This is a genomic window from Porphyromonas canoris (genome assembly GCF_000765975.1).
Taxonomy (GTDB): domain Bacteria; phylum Bacteroidota; class Bacteroidia; order Bacteroidales; family Porphyromonadaceae; genus Porphyromonas_A; species Porphyromonas_A canoris.
Genome location: NZ_JQZX01000002.1, coordinates 252,413 through 269,373, shown reverse-complemented (window position 1 = coordinate 269,373; position 16,961 = coordinate 252,413). Strand labels below are relative to the sequence as shown.

The window sequence follows — 16,961 nt, the reverse complement described above, 5'->3', positions numbered from 1 at the left end:
TTTCTATGCCCATGAAAATTTTTTTCTATGCCCATGAAAATTTTTTTCTATGCCCATGAAAATTTTTTTCTATGCCCATGAAAAATTTTTTCTATGCCCATGAAACTTTTTTTTCCTTATTTATGAAACTTTTTTCCCTTGCTCATGAAACTTTTTTTCCTTGCCCATGAAACTTTTTTTCTTGCTCAAGAAACTTTTTTTTCTTGCCCATGAAACTTTTTTTCCTTGCCCATGAAACTTTTTTTTCTTGCCCATGAAAATTTTTTCCACCCTCCATCAACTTTCCGGGCAACCGTCCCCTTCTTGCCGAACGATGCGGCGGAAGTTCAATGAAAAAGCACCAAAGGTTTCGGATAAAACCTTCGGTGCTTTTCGTGTAGTGCTGCTTGGCAGCTGCGATGAGCGGAGAGCTGTTCAGGAGAGAGGGCGGTCGGGGTCAGGTGCCGGAGGTGTCGCTCTTTACGATTCGCAGACCGATCTCTTCGAGCCCGACAAGGAGAGTGTCGGCCATCAGGTGCTGGAGCGAAATGGTGTGAACGCCCGGTGTGGCGAAAGATTTCTTCAGATAAACAGGCGTGCTCGTGAGGTGGAAGTGATAACCGCCTTTGGAGATCCGGGTGTCTGCTTCCCGAAAGCGGACCTCCACGGTCTCGGTCTGATACCGACGAGTGTTGGTCTCGGAAATGATGCCCAGCACGAGGTTGTTGTACGGGTATCTTTCGGTGTATCTGATGTCGATATGGATGTCGTACAGCTGCGTGGTGTCTTCGATGCTGAACGAGTAGAAGAGCTCTTTCTTGGAACGCCATCCTTCTTCGGGGACCTCGTGGAAGAGCGCGTAGTGGTACCCGCTCCGGCATGAAATGAGTACCGATGATGCTGCCAGAAGCAGTAAGAAAAGGATGCAGAATGTTCTTTTCATGTCTCCGCCGGGGGTGTGAGAGAGGGGGTGAGGATCAGTCTGCCACTCTGTCCGCTTTTGCTTCTTTGCGTCTGCGTGGGGAGGACTTGGATCTGCTGCGTCTCTTCTTCTCTCCCGTGCCACTTTCTCCTGCATCGAACCGGGAAATGCTCTCGTTGAGAATGTCTTTGGAGGGCTTCTCTTCTTTGCCTTTCTTGGCGTCGTGCTCCGGAGAGAACGGTATCTCGCCCTCTTTGTTCATGCGGATCACGCGGAATGCTCTGTCCGCAGAGATGGTTACATAAGCCGGTCCCTCCTGTCTCTCGTTGCGGTTGTCAATGGCGTAAGTGATGTTTTTGGCCAGAATGTCCGCTTTGAAGTATTTGTACATACCGAGCTGAGTGCGCAGACGTACTTCCCTCGACGGCATCTTCTTCTGTGCTTCGGCGTAGACATCGGTCTCGAAGTTGATGCAGCATTTAAGCTTGCCGCACTGCCCCGCAAGCTTCAAAGGATTCATCGAAAGGTCTTGGATGCGGGCAGCATTGGTGCCTACCGAAAGGAACGATGGCATCCACTGCGAACAGCAAAGCTCCCGACCGCACGGACCAATGCCGCCGATGCGACCGGCTTCCTGTCTCGCCCCGATCTGCTTCATCTCTATGCGGATGTGAAACTCTTCGGCAAGCTTCTTTATCAGCGTCCGAAAGTCTACACGATCATCGGAGATGTAGTAAAAGATTGCTTTCAGCCCGTCCGCCTGATATTCGACATCTCCGATCTTCATATCGAGTCCGAGATCTTTGGCAATCTCCCTGGAGCGAATCATGGTGCTGTGCTCCAGGGCTTTTGTCTGATGATACTTCTCCATGTCCGACTCCTTTGCCAAACGATATATCTGACGAATCTCTCCGCCGGGATGGCGATAGCGGATCTTTTTCATCTGCAAAGCCACGAGCTTCCCCGTCAGTGTTACCATTCCTATATCATGACCGGGTGAAGACTCCACGGCAACCATGTCGCCCTGATGCAGCTCCAATCCCAACGGATTGGTATAGTATCCCTTGCGAGTGTTCTTGAACTGGACTTCGGTAAACTCGTACTCATTCGCCCCCTTCGGAAGATGAGAGAAATAGTCGTAAGAGTTCAGCTTTATGATAGGCGTCGCTCCCCTTTTTCTCTTACGACAGGGACAACATCTCTTCTGTGGCGATTGTTCCGTATCTATATGTGTGTCGTTATCTGTAACCATAACTGTCTGTTTGTTGTTGCACTAATATAAGTAATTATTGAAAAGAGGCTGCCATGCAGGTCTCTATCCTTTTTGATTCTCCTGCAGAGCGGACAGACGAAAATACTCGTCTCTCCACTGAGCGGCAGAGATAAAATCCAACGCTTTGGCTGCTTTCTCCATGGCACTCTTGGCAGCGCTGATCTTTTCGGACAGCTGTTGTGCCGAGACATACGCACTCTCGGCTTGCTCTGCAACCATCGCGGTGTCCGTTGCTTTGAATGAGTAGCTTGCCGCCTTTGAGTCTGCTTTCTTCCCGGTGGGCGCTCCCGTGAGATCCAATATGGAGGCAGAGTTCTTCACGATCTGCTTGGGAGTGATGCCATGCTTTTTGTTGTATTCGAGTTGTTTGTTTCGACGACGCTGAGTCTCCTCTATGGTGAGTGCCATACTTGCAGTAATAGTATCGGCGTAGAATATCACCCTGCCATTCAGGTTGCGAGCCGCACGCCCTGCCGTCTGGGTAAGAGAGCGATGAGAACGCAGGAAGCCTTCTTTGTCGGCATCCAAAATAGCCACAAGAGAAACCTCAGGAAGATCCAGTCCCTCTCTTAACAGATTGACGCCGACAAGGACGTCAAACTCTCCCGACCTCAAGCCTTCCATTATCTCAACCCTTCTCAATGTATCCACATCGCTATGTATATATTCACACTTTATGCCTGCTTGAGATAGATATTCAGAAAGCTCTTCTGCCATCTTCTTAGTAAGGGTTGTTATGAGGACACGTTCATCCGCTTCCACTCTTTTTCTCACTTCTTCCATGAGATGGTCTATCTGATTGAGCGTCGGATGTATTTCTATAACAGGGTCAGGAAGACCGGTGGGTCGGATCACTTGCTCCACGACAACGCCTCCGCTTTTTTCAAGCTCGTAATCTGCCGGAGTTGCCGAGACAAAAATCGTATCTCCGATGATCTCTTCAAACTCTTCAAACTTCAGCGGTCTGTTATCTATGGCGGCAGGCAGTCTGAAACCATACTCCACCAAGTTTGTTTTTCTTGCGCGATCCCCTCCGTACATGGCTTTGACCTGAGGTATGGTTACGTGGCTTTCGTCTATCACAAGTAGAAAATCAGAGGGGAAATAGTCGAACAAACAGTAGGGTTTCTCTCCCGGCGCTCGCCCGTCAAAGTATCTTGAATAGTTCTCTATACCGGAACAGTATCCTACTTCTTTCATCATCTCGATGTCATACGATACTCTCTCATTGAGACGCTTGGCTTCCAATAGCTTCCCTTCTCGCTCAAAGAGATTGACCTGAATCTCCAGATCTTTTTGGATCTGCTTTATTGCTTGAGAAAGAAGTTCCGAAGATGTTACAAAAAGAGTGGCAGGATAAAGAGATAGTGAAGGAAGTACCCCCAACTCCTTACCTGTAAGAGGTCTAAATCGAGTGATTCTGTCCACCTCGTCTCCCCACAACTCTATTCTGTAAGCGATACCATCATAGTTTTCTTCTGCCGGAAAAATATCTATGGTATCTCCCTTTGCTCTAAAGTTACCGGGTAAAAACTCTGCTTTATTGTGGATATAATAGGCATCTACCAATGATCTAAGAAGAGATTCTCTATCTATACGGCTTCCTTGTTTTATCTCTATACGCTTCTCGATATAGGCACTCGGATTTCCCATACCATAGATGCAAGACACAGAGGAGACGATGATAATATCCTGTCGTCCGCTCATGAGAGACATTGTAGTTCTCAGTCTCAACTTATCCAATTCGGCATTTATAGCCAAGTCTTTTTCTATGTAAAGATCAGATGCCGGAAGATAGGACTCCGGCTGATAATAATCATAGTACGACACAAAGTACTCAACAGCATTGTCCGGGAAAAAAGACTTGAACTCACCATACAACTGTGCTGCCAATGTCTTATTGTGGCTCAGGATAATCGTGGGCTTGCCTATCTTTTCTATGACATTAGCAATGGTAAATGTTTTCCCTGAACCTGTTACCCCCAATAGCGTCTGACGGGACCTTCCACTATTAAGACCATCAACCAAAGCTTTTATCGCTTCAGGTTGATCTCCTGTGGGCTTAAATTTAGAATTCAGTTGAAACACACTCATCTCTCTACTCCTTATATCATTTACTTTTCGTCCTCTTCATAGATATCCAAAGAGAATTGTTTACCATCCCATTTGGCATACGAGTGGAACTTGATCCAATCCCCCAATATTACGACTCTTTTTTGTTCGGGAATCATCAGATCCACAAGCATGTGTAGATGTCCAAAGATAAAAAAATCGGGCTTTTGATGACTTTCTTTTGCTTCGGTCAAATATTTTTTAGTCCAAGATATGAGATAGTTATTTTGCTCATCCACAAAGTCTGCATCATCTCCATATCTTTTTTCTACTCCTTTTCTTCTGCTATAATTGGACCATGAGTGAGCCAAACCGACAGTCCACCTGGGATGAATAGAAGCATAAAGCTTTTGACAAAACTTGTTGTGGAATACAGATCTGATCACTCTGAAGCCTTTGGATCTGTAATCATACTCATCGCCATGAGCCATAAGGAATCTTTTTCCTTCTATCAGACATTCCCAGCTACTTGTATGGAGTTTCACTCCAAGTTCCTGCTCCAGATACCCAAAACTCCAAATATCATGATTCCCCGTAAAAAAGTGAATCTCTATGCCGAGATCAGACATTCGTGCAATCTGTCCCAAGAAACGAGTAAAACCTCTTGGTACAACGTCTCTATACTCAAACCAGTAATCAAAAATATCTCCCAGCATCACAAGCATACAAGCATCCTGCTCAATAGATTTTAACCACTGAACCAGACGGCGTTCCAATGCTACGGGATCTTTATGAAAAGGTGATCCCAAGTGGACATCCGAAAAGAAATATACCGCTTTCCCGGATGGTATGCTGTATGATGTGATACCTGAGTCTGTCATTATAAAAATCCAAGCTCCAACAGAGCCTCTTCACTCATCATCTCCTTAGACCATTCCGGTTCAAAGGTCAGATTTATAGTAACCTCTTTAATTCCTTTAACGCTCTCTACCTTCATCTTTACGTCCTCCATGATGAAGTCCGCAGCAGGACAGTTGGGAGCAGTCAGCGTCATCGTAACCACTACATGTCCGTTATCCTGTATATCTATATCGTATATCAATCCAAGATCATACACATTCACCGGAATCTCCGGATCATATACTGTTTTAAGCATACGTACGATCTCTTCTTCTTGCATTAGCAGTGGGTTGTTATCATTATTGCTCATAAATTCCATTTTGAGTAGATTATCTCAATACCTTTCTCTATAATATCATCTCTATCCTTAGCTCCACTGAGAGACATTCGCACTTCCGGTTCTATCCCCTGTTCATGGGAGAGAAACTTTCTGTCTAGTCCGGCAGCAGTAGAATATCTCACTCGCCATCCGTTGGGCAATTCTGCCATTGCGGGCAGACCTGCGCCACCTCCGGATCTCAGCCCCACTGTCGTAATATTCTCCTCATAGACGGCTTTGTACAGAAAGTCATTCGTTGCGCTATAACTGCCGGCATCTTGAAGTACAACAATGGGAATATCCGTCCAGAAAGCATTATGTCCGTAAGGAGAGACATATTGAGGGCGAGGTTCGGAATAATCTCCCCTCTTGTTGCTTTTCTTGTACTTCGTGTACCCAACCAATCTTTTCTGAGAGAGAAAATAAGAGAGAAGCATATCTGAATTGGTCACCAAACCTCCTCCGTTTCCTCTGAGATCTATTATGACGCCCTTACAATCACTAAAGTAAATGGAAAGAAACTGCATCTCTCCGAGTGAGTTCATAAAACTTGGATAGATGATATATCCTATATCTTTATTGCCATCGTCAATAGCTGATGATGACTTTATTTTTGTATAAATCATTCCGTGAGATACTCTGTACTTATCTCCCAGATAGATTTTTCTTAAAGCAGGATCTAACGATTCCTCTCCATTGGGATTAGTCCACGTATAGTTTCCACGATCAAAAAATGAGATCAGATTACAATGCCCATCTTTCAGCTCTCTTATCATGTCCGAAAGCAGATCAAAAAACTGAAGAGTAGTCAGTTTTTTTGCATTCAAACGGCTCTGATACTCGATTTTTATGGCATCCCAGTCTATATTCTTCTCTTCAAAATAGCAGTAATTATCATTCAAGATATTCCAAAGAGCCTCAAAGTTTTCCTGCTGGCTCCCCGAATTTTCCACCTCAATCTTCTTACAAGAAGGGAGGAAAAACAGCAATATTGCAATGGCTATACCACCAAACCTCTTCATGATTGTGTATATTTTTAGAAGTGAAAACTTTTATCTATCCGATCCGTTCTGATACTGCGCGATCCGCTCAACTTAAAATAGTCGAAAGAGTATCCCAAAACAAGACCAAAATAAAGATCTCTGAACGTCCTGTTATTCAGCCTCATATTGGTATATCCATGTTCAAATCCCAATATCAGAGTAGAGTGAGCAAACGGAATGTCTGCCGTAAGCATCTGCTTTACCCTCAATCTGTTCCATGGTTGAGTGAGATAAAACTTGAGTGGGGCGCCATTCTCTCCTCCGATATAGTCATAATAAGGCTGCCCAAAACCCGGATGAAAAGTTAGATGAAGGGCAGAGAGTTGTGCCTTGTAATGAAGATACATCTTGTACTCCTTTATCTTTATGGGGAAAAGCACTCCTGTGGCTAAGTCTAAACCGGCAGAGAGTTTTAGATTGAATACATTGTTGGTATTGGCAGACTTTATGGTAGACCCCAAGACAAGATTTCCCATTAAAGCCAAATCCCATTTCAACCACTTCTTTTCCAGAAGATTCCAGGCCGGTCCGAATGCTCCATCAAACTGCAAAAACTGCATCCCCGAACCATTTACGGGATTTCGATAGAGAGCCGCATGAATATCCATAAGAGATTGCCAGGATCCGATACGCAACCAATCCTGCCTCTCTCTCTTATATCCCTCTCTTTTCAGCTTAAAGAATATGCCTTCGTGAGGAATGGGAGAAAGGTAGTCATCCAATGCCTGCCCCATTCCGATCGTGAGAAATCGCCTGCTATGAGTTGTGGGAAGAGGATCGAACTCAGAGAAGGGCTCCCCTACGTAGATCGTATGTAAGGCTCTGCTTACCACTTCCGAGAAGGTTCTCTTCTTGGATGTAGATGTCCGGACGGAGTCTTTCTGAGCCATAGCGGGAAAAGCCAAACAGCAGAGCAATCCGACGACATAGATTTGCACAAACTTTTTCATTCTTCCACCTCCTTCTCTTCCGTTTCATTACCAAAAGGAATACTCTTCATCCCGGTAGCCTCTCCAAGAAGACGATTGGTCTCCATAAACTCTTCATTGTCATCCGATGGCGAATCTTCCAAGCTCAAAACCTCTTCGTCTTCAGTTGCGACCTCCACTTTTCTGCCCTCCTTCTCTTCTATATCTCCCACCTCAAAGGTACTCAAACGCTTACCTTTAGCTCTAATGCCCTTTACGGCAATATACTCTTCCACATCTATGACTACCGGAAGGCGGTGCTGATCTTTTCCTTTGAAAGAGACTTCAAACAGAGGATAAGATTCATCAGAAAGGGTTATCATCTCGCAGCCTTCGCCCAAGATGTTTTCTCTCTTTGCAGAATCTTCAACTTGGAAGCGTTTAATATAGGTGTATCCTTGCTCCGAATCGAAATAGATCAACGTCCAAACCTTGTTCGGATCATACTTCTCTATGATGAATATATCGTTTTCAAAGTGATTCGTGTCGCTAAATGAAGTAGTGTATGTCTCCCCATTCTGACGGATGACCAATATCTTGTCTTCAGGGAAAAACTCACCCAAGAAAGCTCCTCGTTCGTCATAGTTGATTCTATTGACATCATGATCGAACCAGACCATTCTGCCTCCAAGAGTGGATACACCCTTTTGCTTCAATACGATCTTGTGTACATCCCCTTTTGTAAGCAGGTATCCTCTCGATGAGCGTCCCATAATCCGGATAGAGGAAAAGTCTTTCTCAAATACCAGCTGACGCTGACTGGGCTTCGGCTTGAGTACTACTCTTACCGTCTCGGCTTCTCCATTAGGATTGGCGGAGAAGTAAACAAACTTGGATCCCTCTCCTCCATATCCCACGGGATAGTCCCTGTCTCTCATGAAAGAGGTTACACTAAAACGTTTGATGAAATAGTGTCCATGCTTTCCCTCTCTATGGATCGTGTTGTAGACCGTCCGCTTATCATTCTTCACAAAACGGGCTACGTGAATAATATCTTTCCCTACAAAAGCCTTTTCCGCAACCTTAGTGATGATATACCTTGCATCCTTAAAGAAGACTATGATATCGTCTATATCCGAAATGTTACAAACGAACTCATCTTTCTTCAAAGCGGTTCCGATAAAGCCCTCTTGCCTGTTGACATAGAGCTTCTCATTCTTCTCTACCACTTTGGATGCTTCTATGGTATCAAAACTGCGCACTTTGGTACGACGTGGATACTTTTCGCCATACTTTTCCAACAAGGAAGAGTACCACTCTATCGTATATTCCACAATGTGATCCATCCTGTACCGAACTAGTTCCATCTCTTTCAAAAGAGACTCCAGCAGTATTTGATTCTTCTCTTCATTGAAGCGCAGAATCCTTGCCATACGGATTTCCAGCAGTCTCCTAAGGTCTTCATCCGTCACGGGACGTACGAGATCTTTAAGCTCTTTAGCCAATGCGGTTCGGATGTAAGCCACAGCCTCTTCGGTGCTTTTAGCCTCTTCAAACTTCTTATCCTTGTACACCCTCTTCTTGATGAACAGCTGCTCCAAATATGCAAAAAGATGCTTCTCTCTCAGCTCATCGTATTCCACTTGAAGTTCGGCATGAAGATGATTTTTGGTACGCTCCACATTATCCTTCAAAACATCCGATACGGAGACAAAGACGGGCTTATCATCCTTTATCACACAGCAGTTTGGAGAGATGCTTATCTCACAGTCTGTAAATGCGTAAAGGGCATCTATTGTCTTATCGCTCGATGTTCCGGGAGCCAGCTGAATCTCTATATTGGCCTTTTCGGAGGTCTTATCATCCACCTTTCGTATCCGGATCTTACCTCTCTCGTTGGCTTTGAGTATGGAGTCTATAAGCGAAGAGGTGGTCTTTCCGAACGGCAGCTCGTCTATGACAAGAGTCTTAGAGTCTTTCTTTATGATATTGGCACGCACTTTTACGTTGCCGCCTCGTTCGCCATCGTTATACTTTGAAACATCTATGTGTCCTCCGGTCTGAAAGTCCGGATACAGCCTGAAAGCCTCCCCTTTTAGGTGAGAGATACAAGCCTGAAGTATTTCCGAGACATTGTGCGGCAGTATTTTGGATGAGAGACCAACCGCTATACCCTCTACGCCTTGTGCCAATAAAAGAGGAAACTTTACAGGCAGACGCACCGGCTCCTTATTGGCTCCATCATAGGATGGACGGTATTCCGTTATTTTAGGACTGAATAGCACCTCTTTTGCAAACGGAGTCAGACGAGCCTCTATGTAACGTGCTGCGGCAGCCCCATCCCCTGTAAGGATGTTTCCCCAGTTACCTTGACACTGGATAAGAATATCTTTCTGACCGAGCTGTACCAAGGCATCCGAGATACTTGCATCGCCATGTGGGTGAAGCTGCATAGAGAACCCCACGATGTTTGCTACCTTTATGAGTCTGTCATCCATCTGCGACATCGTATAAAGTATACGACGCTGAACAGGCTTCAAGCCATCCGCAATGTGTGGTACGGCTCGTTCCAGTATGACATAAGAAGCGTAGTTGACAAACCACGACTTATACATCCCGGTAAGGATATAGGTTGATCCCGATGAAGAGACTCGTTGCGACTCTTCCGGATACTCTGTATATTCTTCTATTTCTATACTACTCATATACTCTCATGATGTATCGGTACAATCTAAGCAAAGATACAACTTTTTCCTCTTTCTATTTATTGCTTTCCGGACAGGATACAAGAGGTGCATTTTTTACCATACTACGGCAAAGAAAACTTGATCACTAAAACAAAGATTGAGGACATATACAAAAAAACAAAATTACACTCTTGAGGGATGATTTTTTTTAATCTTCTTTTTGGAGCAAAATAAGAGCTTTTACAAACGTCATTTTTATATATTCCATCCCGAAAAATGCTCACTTTTTTCGCTCTCTCTATTTTGATCGGAAGGGTCGTTTTCAGAGCACGACCGAATTGTTAAATCTGCCCCGTTTTATTAACACAATTTCCGACACTCGTTAAGCCAAAACGCTAAACGAGCATATTTTGTCGGCTTAACGTGTTTAATTTTTCAATGAACACGTTTACTGATTTCATTAAACACGTTTACCGGATTCAATTAACGTGTTTAGAAATTTCAGTCATTGCGCTAATATCCAATAACTTACCTGTTTCTACCCGAAAAATGGGCTTTTTGGCACAATTTCTTTATTAAGAATTCATCACAATTAGACCTCTTAAATTTCACCTCTATTAACTCGAAAATGGGGCATAAAACCGATCAAGAGGAGAAAAGTTCCGAAATTCGGGATATTTCATATCCTATTGATATACAGACAAATAAACATTAAAAACAAGAATTGGAGAGTAAAATCTTCAAAAAACGTCCCCTTTGTCCCGGAGGATAGAGCCCTCCATTTTTATATAAAAGCTCCCTCCAAAAAAGAGATAAATCCGGCCACTCTCTTATCAGATTTAAGCTATATAAAATGGAATTATAGCTTTTAGTTCTAAAAAGAGTTACGAAATAGTTGTGTCATATCACTTTTGGGCTTATCTTTGTGGCGCAAAAGCAGATTATTTATATATATCTCTATTACAACATCTCTATAGTATGGCCTACACCAACAATGTAATGATTGTCCGACATAAGCTTCTGGCAACTCTTGTCAAGCTATGGAAAGAGGGACAGCTCGTAGAAAAAATAGACTACCTTCCTATTGAATTTTCCCCTCGAAGGTCGAAAGTACTTGGAAGGTGTTGCCCTCATAAAGAGCGCGCAGTGTGGAAATACAAATGTTTTCCACTGCTCGGCTTCGATATGACGGATGAAGAGAGCGAAGTGGACATGCTTTCCAAGTACGCAAAGAAGGCTCTTGAGCGTGAAGCTCCAAACAAAGAGAACCTTATGTGCGTCATAGACGAAGCATGCACATCTTGTGTACAGATCAACTATGAAGTCTCTAATCTGTGTCGTGGGTGCGTGGCTCGAAGCTGCTATACCAACTGTCCGAAAGACTCCATCAGCTTTCAAAAAAACGGACAAGCACAAATCAACCACGACACGTGCGTGAGTTGCGGCATATGTCATAAGTCTTGCCCCTATCACGCTATCGTTTACATTCCCGTTCCTTGCGAAGAAGCTTGTCCGGTAAAAGCCATTTCAAAAGATGAGTATGGTGTAGAACATATAGACGAAAGCAAGTGTATATACTGCGGAAAGTGTCTGAACGCCTGCCCGTTTGGTGCTATCTTTGAAATATCGCAGACCTTCGATGTACTTCAAAGCATCCGTAAGGGAGAAGAGGTCATTGCCATCATAGCTCCTTCCATACTCGGTCAGTTCAAGACAACCATAGATCAGGTTTACGGAGCGTTCAAACAGATCGGCTTCACCGATGTTATTGAAGTGGCTCAAGGAGCAATGGATACCACAAGCAACGAGGCTCACGAACTTCTCGAAAAACTTGAAGAGGGACAACCCTTCATGACTACCTCTTGCTGTCCATCCTATATAGAATTGGTGAACAAGCATATTCCGGAAATGAAGCCATTCGTTTCGTCCACCGGTTCGCCCATGTACTACACCGCACGTATTGCACGCAAAAAATATCCGAATGCCAAGATCGTGTTTGTGGGTCCTTGTATCGGTAAGCGTCAAGAGATACGCAGAGACGAAGAGGTGGATATGATCCTGACATTTGAGGAAGTGGGTGCTATCTTCAAAGGAATGGACATAGAGCTTCAACAAGCTCCTGCTTACAAGATGGCATTTAACTCTGTACGTGAAGCACATGGCTTTGCACTGAATGGAGGTGTAATGGGTGCCGTAAAAGCGTATCTGGGCAAAAATGCCGATAAGGTCAATGGCATAGAAGTGGCAGACCTTAATAAGAAGAATATCACAATGCTCCGCAGCTATGCTAAAACAAAGAAAGCTCCGGGACAATTCATAGAAGTAATGACCTGTGAAGGTGGTTGCATATCCGGGCCAAGCGCATACAACGATATTGTATCGGGACGTCGTCAGCTGAATAAAGAGCTTACGAACGTAAAGGAGACGTATGCGGACAATAATTGATCTTCTGAAAAGAGATCATACACTATCGGATAGAGACCTTATATATCTTCTCTCCTCTTCTGATGCAGATACCATACAATATCTGCATCAGAAGGCAAGAGAAGTTACTCTCGAAATCTTTCAGAACAAAATCTATCTGAGAGGACTGATAGAACTAACCAACTACTGTCATAACAACTGCTTCTATTGCGGTATTCGCAAAGACAATAAAGAAGTTTCGAGATACCGCCTTTCTCATGAAGAGGTATTGGAATGCTGTCGGGAAGGATACGATCTCGGCTTTAGGACTTTCGTCCTTCAAGGAGGAGAAGATCCCCGACAAACAACTCCCTGGATAGAGTCCCTTGTACGCGATATACGCACAACATTTCCGGAGTGCGCCATAACGCTCTCCCTCGGTGAAAAGTCTTACGACTCATATCTTAAATTCTATAAGGCTGGAGCAAACCGGTATCTGCTGAGACATGAAACGTTTGACTCCGCACACTACTCCTCGCTTCACCCTTACACCATGAGCCATTCTCGGAGACAGCAATGCCTGATGTCTCTCAAAGAGATTGGCTATCAGACAGGAACAGGGATAATGGTAGGAAGTCCGGGACAAACAGTGGAACATCTGCTTCAAGATATTAGATTTATCGAACGATTCAAACCGGAAATGATCGGCATAGGACCTTTCATACCTCATCATGCCACTCCCTTTTCCGGAGAAAAGGCCGGCAGTGTGGATATGACACTACGACTCTTATCTATATGTCGCCTCATGCTGCCCCATGCTCTTATCCCTGCAACCACGGCATTGGCTTCACTTCCCGGAGAAGGACGCCTTGGAGGGATCCTTGCAGGAGCTAATGTCATCATGCCTAACCTATCTCCGGCTTCACGTCGCAAGGAATATTCGCTGTATGATAACAAGGCTGCTTTCGGAAGCGAATCGGCACAAGGAATTATAGATTTAGCTGCACAACTACACACGATTGGGTATGAAATCTCCATGGAACGTGGGGATCATCCTGAATATCAGAATTAAGATTCTACCTATTTATATGTATTAAGAGCAAAAAATATATTACTTTTGTTCTCTCCTCAGGAAATATTTGAAACCTTATATGTAAAATGGCATATAACAAAACATCAAGAAAAGCCGAAGAGTTTATTTCTCACGAAGAGATTTTGGATACTCTCGCTTTTGCCGAAGCAAATAAAGACAACAAAGCGATTATTGAAGAGATCCTTGTAAAAGCAGCAGAAGGGAAAGGCATAGATCACAGAGAAGCTGCTATCCTCCTTGAGTGCGAGGATCCGGAAATACAGCAACGAATGTTTGACATTGCAAAAGAGATCAAGCAGAAGTTGTATGGCAACCGGATTGTAATGTTTGCTCCTCTGTACCTATCCAATTACTGCATCAATGGGTGTACCTACTGTCCTTATCACGCAAAGAACAAGACCATCCACAGACGCAAGCTTACACAAGAAGAGATAGCCAATGAAGTCATTGCTTTGCAGGATATGGGCCACAAAAGACTTGCACTCGAAATGGGAGAACACCCTACTCTCAACAGCATGGAATATCTTTTGGAGTCCATCTCCACGATATACGGCATCAAGCACAAAAACGGTGCAATACGACGTGTAAACGTCAATATTGCCGCAACAACGGTAGAGAATTACAAGAAGCTGCACGAAGCAGGAATAGGGACATACATCCTTTTCCAGGAGACTTATCATAGAGAAACCTACGAAGCACTGCATCCGACGGGGCCGAAGAGCGACTATGTCTATCACACCGAAGCCATGGACAGAGCGATGGAAGGAGGCATAGACGATGTCGGTATTGGCGTTCTTTTCGGACTCAATACCTATAAGTATGACTTCACCGGACTATTGATGCACGCAGAACACTTGGAAGCAACTTTCGGTGTAGGTCCTCATACCATAAGCGTACCGAGAATATGTCCTGCGGATGATATCGACACGGCAGACTTTCCCAACTCTATTTCGGATGACATCTTCCGTCGTATTGTGGCGATTATACGTATTGCTGTTCCGTACACCGGCATGATCATCTCCACGCGAGAGTCTCAAAAGTCTCGCGAGAGTGTACTCGAAGTGGGCATCTCACAGCTCAGCGGAGGTTCTCGAACCACGGTCGGAGGCTACACAGAGGAAAAAGAGAAAGCACACGATACGGCACAGTTTGACCTTAGCGACACTCGCACGCTCGACGAGATAGCCGCCTGGCTCATAGACCTTGGATACATACCGAGCTTCTGCACGGCTTGTTACAGAGAGGGACGAACGGGCGACCGTTTCATGGCTCTTGTCAAGAGCGGACAGATAGCCAACTGCTGCGGTCCCAACGCCATCATCACCCTGAAAGAGTACCTTGAAGACTACGCTTCGAATGAGACCAAGAAGAAAGGAGAAAAGCTCATTCTGAACAGTCTTAAGATGATTCCGAACCTCAAGATACGAGACAAAGCCACTCGCAACCTTTCCGATATTGAGAAAGGAAAGAGAGACTTCCGATTCTGACCCCTATATTCGTCTACCTCGTACACAGACTCATGGAACAGACACCTCGATCCGAACGCCTCCACATCGTACTTTACGGCTGCACCAATAGTGGCAAGTCTTCCCTCATCAATGCTCTTACGGGACAGATGGTCTCTCTTGTTTCCGACACTCCGGGTACAACAACAGATCCCGTCAGTAAGGCGATGGAGCTCCCGGGTCTGGGAGCATGCGTACTGATAGACACCGCCGGATTCGATGACACAAACGAGTCTCTCGGCAAGCTCCGCATAGATCGCACGCGCCGGACGCTGCAAAGCGCAGACATCGCCATTGTCGTGCTCTCATCCGAAGAGCTTTCTCCCGAGTTAGAATGGATAACACAGCTTCAGGAGAAGAATATCCCGGTCATTCCGGTCTTCAACAAAGCGGACATACACGCTTGTCCGGACGCATTACGCACAACACTCAAAGAGAAAACCGGGCTCTCCCCCATCATCGTAAGTGCGCACACCGGCTTCGGCATGGATACACTGCTGGAGACGCTCCGCAGCACAAACACCCGGACACAATCTGCCGAAACCATCACCGGATCACTTGTTTCGGAAGGCGACACAGTATTGCTCGTAATGCCTCAAGACGCCCAGGCACCGAAAGGCAGACTCATCCTCCCACAAGTGCAGACCATACGAGAGCTCCTTGACAAGGGCTGTCTCCCCATCTGCTGCACACCCGACACCATGAAGCAAGCCCTCGATGCGCTACAGCATCCGCCCAAGCTGATCATCACAGACTCACAAGCCTTCAAGAACGTATATGAGATCAAGCCGGCAGCAAGCCTGCTCACCTCCTTTTCGATACTCTTTGCAGCATACAAAGGAGACATCGACAGCTTCGTACAAGGCGCCCAAGCCATCGCGAGCCTTACTCCCCACTCCAAAGTCCTCATCGCCGAAGCGTGCACACATGCACCGGTCACGGAAGACATCGGACGAGTAAAAATACCCGCCCTGCTGCGCAAACGCATATCCTCTTCGCTACAAATCGAGATCGTCTCCGGCAAAGACTTCCCCGAAGACCTCACGCCATACGACCTGATCATCCACTGCGGCGCCTGTATGTTCACCAGAAAGATGGTCATGAACCGCTCCGAGCGGGCACAACAACAGCACGTCCCGATGACCAACTACGGCATCACGATGGCTTATCTCACCGGTATTCTCGACAAAGTAGCCCTTCCTTAAGCAAAAAACTCAAGACATTCAGGCAAAAACAACAGGAGAAGAATAGAGCGATCACCTCTGTTCTTCTCTTTTTTATGCCTCACCCTCCGGCAAATGTTGCTCATGTCAAGAATGAAATCAACGCCTGAAAGCACAAAAACCAATAGGGAACCGACTCGAAATCTCCTTGACATAAATCCAAAAACATTCAATCAAAAAATAAAGACCAATCCATCTGAAATCATCTTATTCCTAACGACCAATTCTATATTTATAAGTAAGAATAGAACTTTTGCTCAGTAACTCCCAACCTCCTCCTCAACAACCTGCACCCGACTATCCAACAGCTCACATCCGAATCCTCAACAACTCACATCCGAATTCTCAACAACTCTCATCTGAATCCTCAACAACTCACATCCGAATCCTCAACAACTCTCATCTGAATCCTCAACAACTCACATCCGAATCCTCAACAACTCTCATCCGAATCCTCAACAACTCACATCTGAATCCTCAACAACTCACATTCTCCTGCCCAATAACTCTCAAGTTTTTACCTAACAATTTTCATTCTTCTACTGATCTAAAATTTGACTCTTAAGCACCTATTATATATTTCACGGCGAGAAATATTCGTTTCACGGCGAGAAATATAGAACTACTTGATAAGAATAGAGTTTTTACTCGGTA

General features: G+C 45.0%; 12 protein-coding genes and 1 pseudogene. 4 read left to right on the top strand and 9 right to left on the bottom strand.

Annotated elements, in window-relative coordinates; all coding sequences use genetic code 11:
• Positions 1 to 120 precede the first annotated feature (120 nt).
• The 9 genes and pseudogenes from HQ29_RS10570 to HQ29_RS01010 all read right to left on the bottom strand — a co-directional run bounded on the left by HQ29_RS10570 (position 121) and on the right by HQ29_RS01010 (position 10,101).
• Positions 121 to 255: a hypothetical protein gene (locus HQ29_RS10570; RefSeq protein WP_262501417.1), complete on the bottom strand. Its 135-nt coding sequence runs from the start codon at positions 253 to 255 to the stop codon at positions 121 to 123.
• Positions 256 to 436: 181 nt separating this feature from the next.
• A complete protein-coding gene (locus HQ29_RS10650) occupies positions 437 to 922 on the bottom strand; it encodes a gliding motility lipoprotein GldH (RefSeq protein WP_161781544.1) in 486 nt (161 codons plus the stop codon).
• Between the two features lie 79 nt (positions 923 to 1,001).
• Positions 1,002 to 2,153, bottom strand: a pseudogene (locus HQ29_RS01040) (PSP1 domain-containing protein); the annotation flags it as partial.
• A gap of 63 nt (positions 2,154 to 2,216) precedes the next feature.
• Entirely contained in the window at positions 2,217 to 4,268 is a 2,052-nt protein-coding gene (uvrB, locus tag HQ29_RS01035) for an excinuclease ABC subunit UvrB (protein ID WP_036867015.1), read from the bottom strand.
• A 20-nt stretch (positions 4,269 to 4,288) separates the two neighbouring features.
• Entirely contained in the window at positions 4,289 to 5,107 is an 819-nt protein-coding gene (locus HQ29_RS01030; protein WP_052089646.1) for a UDP-2,3-diacylglucosamine diphosphatase, read from the bottom strand.
• Positions 5,107 to 5,445, bottom strand: coding sequence for a metal-sulfur cluster assembly factor (locus HQ29_RS01025; RefSeq protein ID WP_394332361.1), 339 nt, complete (start codon positions 5,443 to 5,445; stop codon positions 5,107 to 5,109). The genes HQ29_RS01030 and HQ29_RS01025 overlap by 1 nt, the downstream gene beginning before the upstream one ends.
• On the bottom strand, positions 5,433 to 6,467 hold the full coding sequence (locus HQ29_RS01020; RefSeq protein WP_036867013.1) for a S41 family peptidase: 1,035 nt from the start codon (positions 6,465 to 6,467) through the stop codon (positions 5,433 to 5,435). The genes HQ29_RS01025 and HQ29_RS01020 overlap by 13 nt, the downstream gene beginning before the upstream one ends.
• Positions 6,468 to 6,481: 14 nt before the next feature.
• The gene (locus HQ29_RS01015) at positions 6,482 to 7,438 is read right to left on the bottom strand and encodes a hypothetical protein (protein WP_036867011.1); all 957 of its coding nucleotides are present in this window, start codon (positions 7,436 to 7,438) and stop codon (positions 6,482 to 6,484) included.
• Complete coding sequence (locus tag HQ29_RS01010; RefSeq protein ID WP_036867009.1) at positions 7,435 to 10,101, bottom strand: DNA gyrase/topoisomerase IV subunit A; 2,667 nt, start codon at positions 10,099 to 10,101, stop codon at positions 7,435 to 7,437. The genes HQ29_RS01015 and HQ29_RS01010 overlap by 4 nt, the downstream gene beginning before the upstream one ends.
• 960 nt (positions 10,102 to 11,061) lie before the next feature.
• On the opposite strand from HQ29_RS01010, the gene HQ29_RS01005 reads away from it, so the two are divergent.
• From HQ29_RS01005 to hydF, 4 genes are all read left to right on the top strand, one after another.
• On the top strand, positions 11,062 to 12,528 hold the full coding sequence (locus HQ29_RS01005) for a monomeric [FeFe] hydrogenase (RefSeq protein WP_036849006.1): 1,467 nt from the start codon (positions 11,062 to 11,064) through the stop codon (positions 12,526 to 12,528).
• Positions 12,512 to 13,558: a [FeFe] hydrogenase H-cluster radical SAM maturase HydE gene (gene hydE / locus HQ29_RS01000; protein ID WP_036867007.1), complete on the top strand. Its 1,047-nt coding sequence runs from the start codon at positions 12,512 to 12,514 to the stop codon at positions 13,556 to 13,558. Before HQ29_RS01005 ends, hydE begins: the two co-directional genes overlap by 17 nt.
• Before the next feature lie 86 nt (positions 13,559 to 13,644).
• The gene (gene hydG, locus HQ29_RS00995; protein ID WP_036867005.1) at positions 13,645 to 15,066 is read left to right on the top strand and encodes a [FeFe] hydrogenase H-cluster radical SAM maturase HydG; all 1,422 of its coding nucleotides are present in this window, start codon (positions 13,645 to 13,647) and stop codon (positions 15,064 to 15,066) included.
• 32 nt (positions 15,067 to 15,098) lie between these two features.
• Positions 15,099 to 16,289 (top strand): [FeFe] hydrogenase H-cluster maturation GTPase HydF, encoded by a 1,191-nt coding sequence (gene hydF / locus HQ29_RS00990; RefSeq protein ID WP_036867003.1) that lies wholly within the window; start codon positions 15,099 to 15,101, stop codon positions 16,287 to 16,289.
• The last annotated feature ends 672 nt before the right edge of the window (positions 16,290 to 16,961 follow it).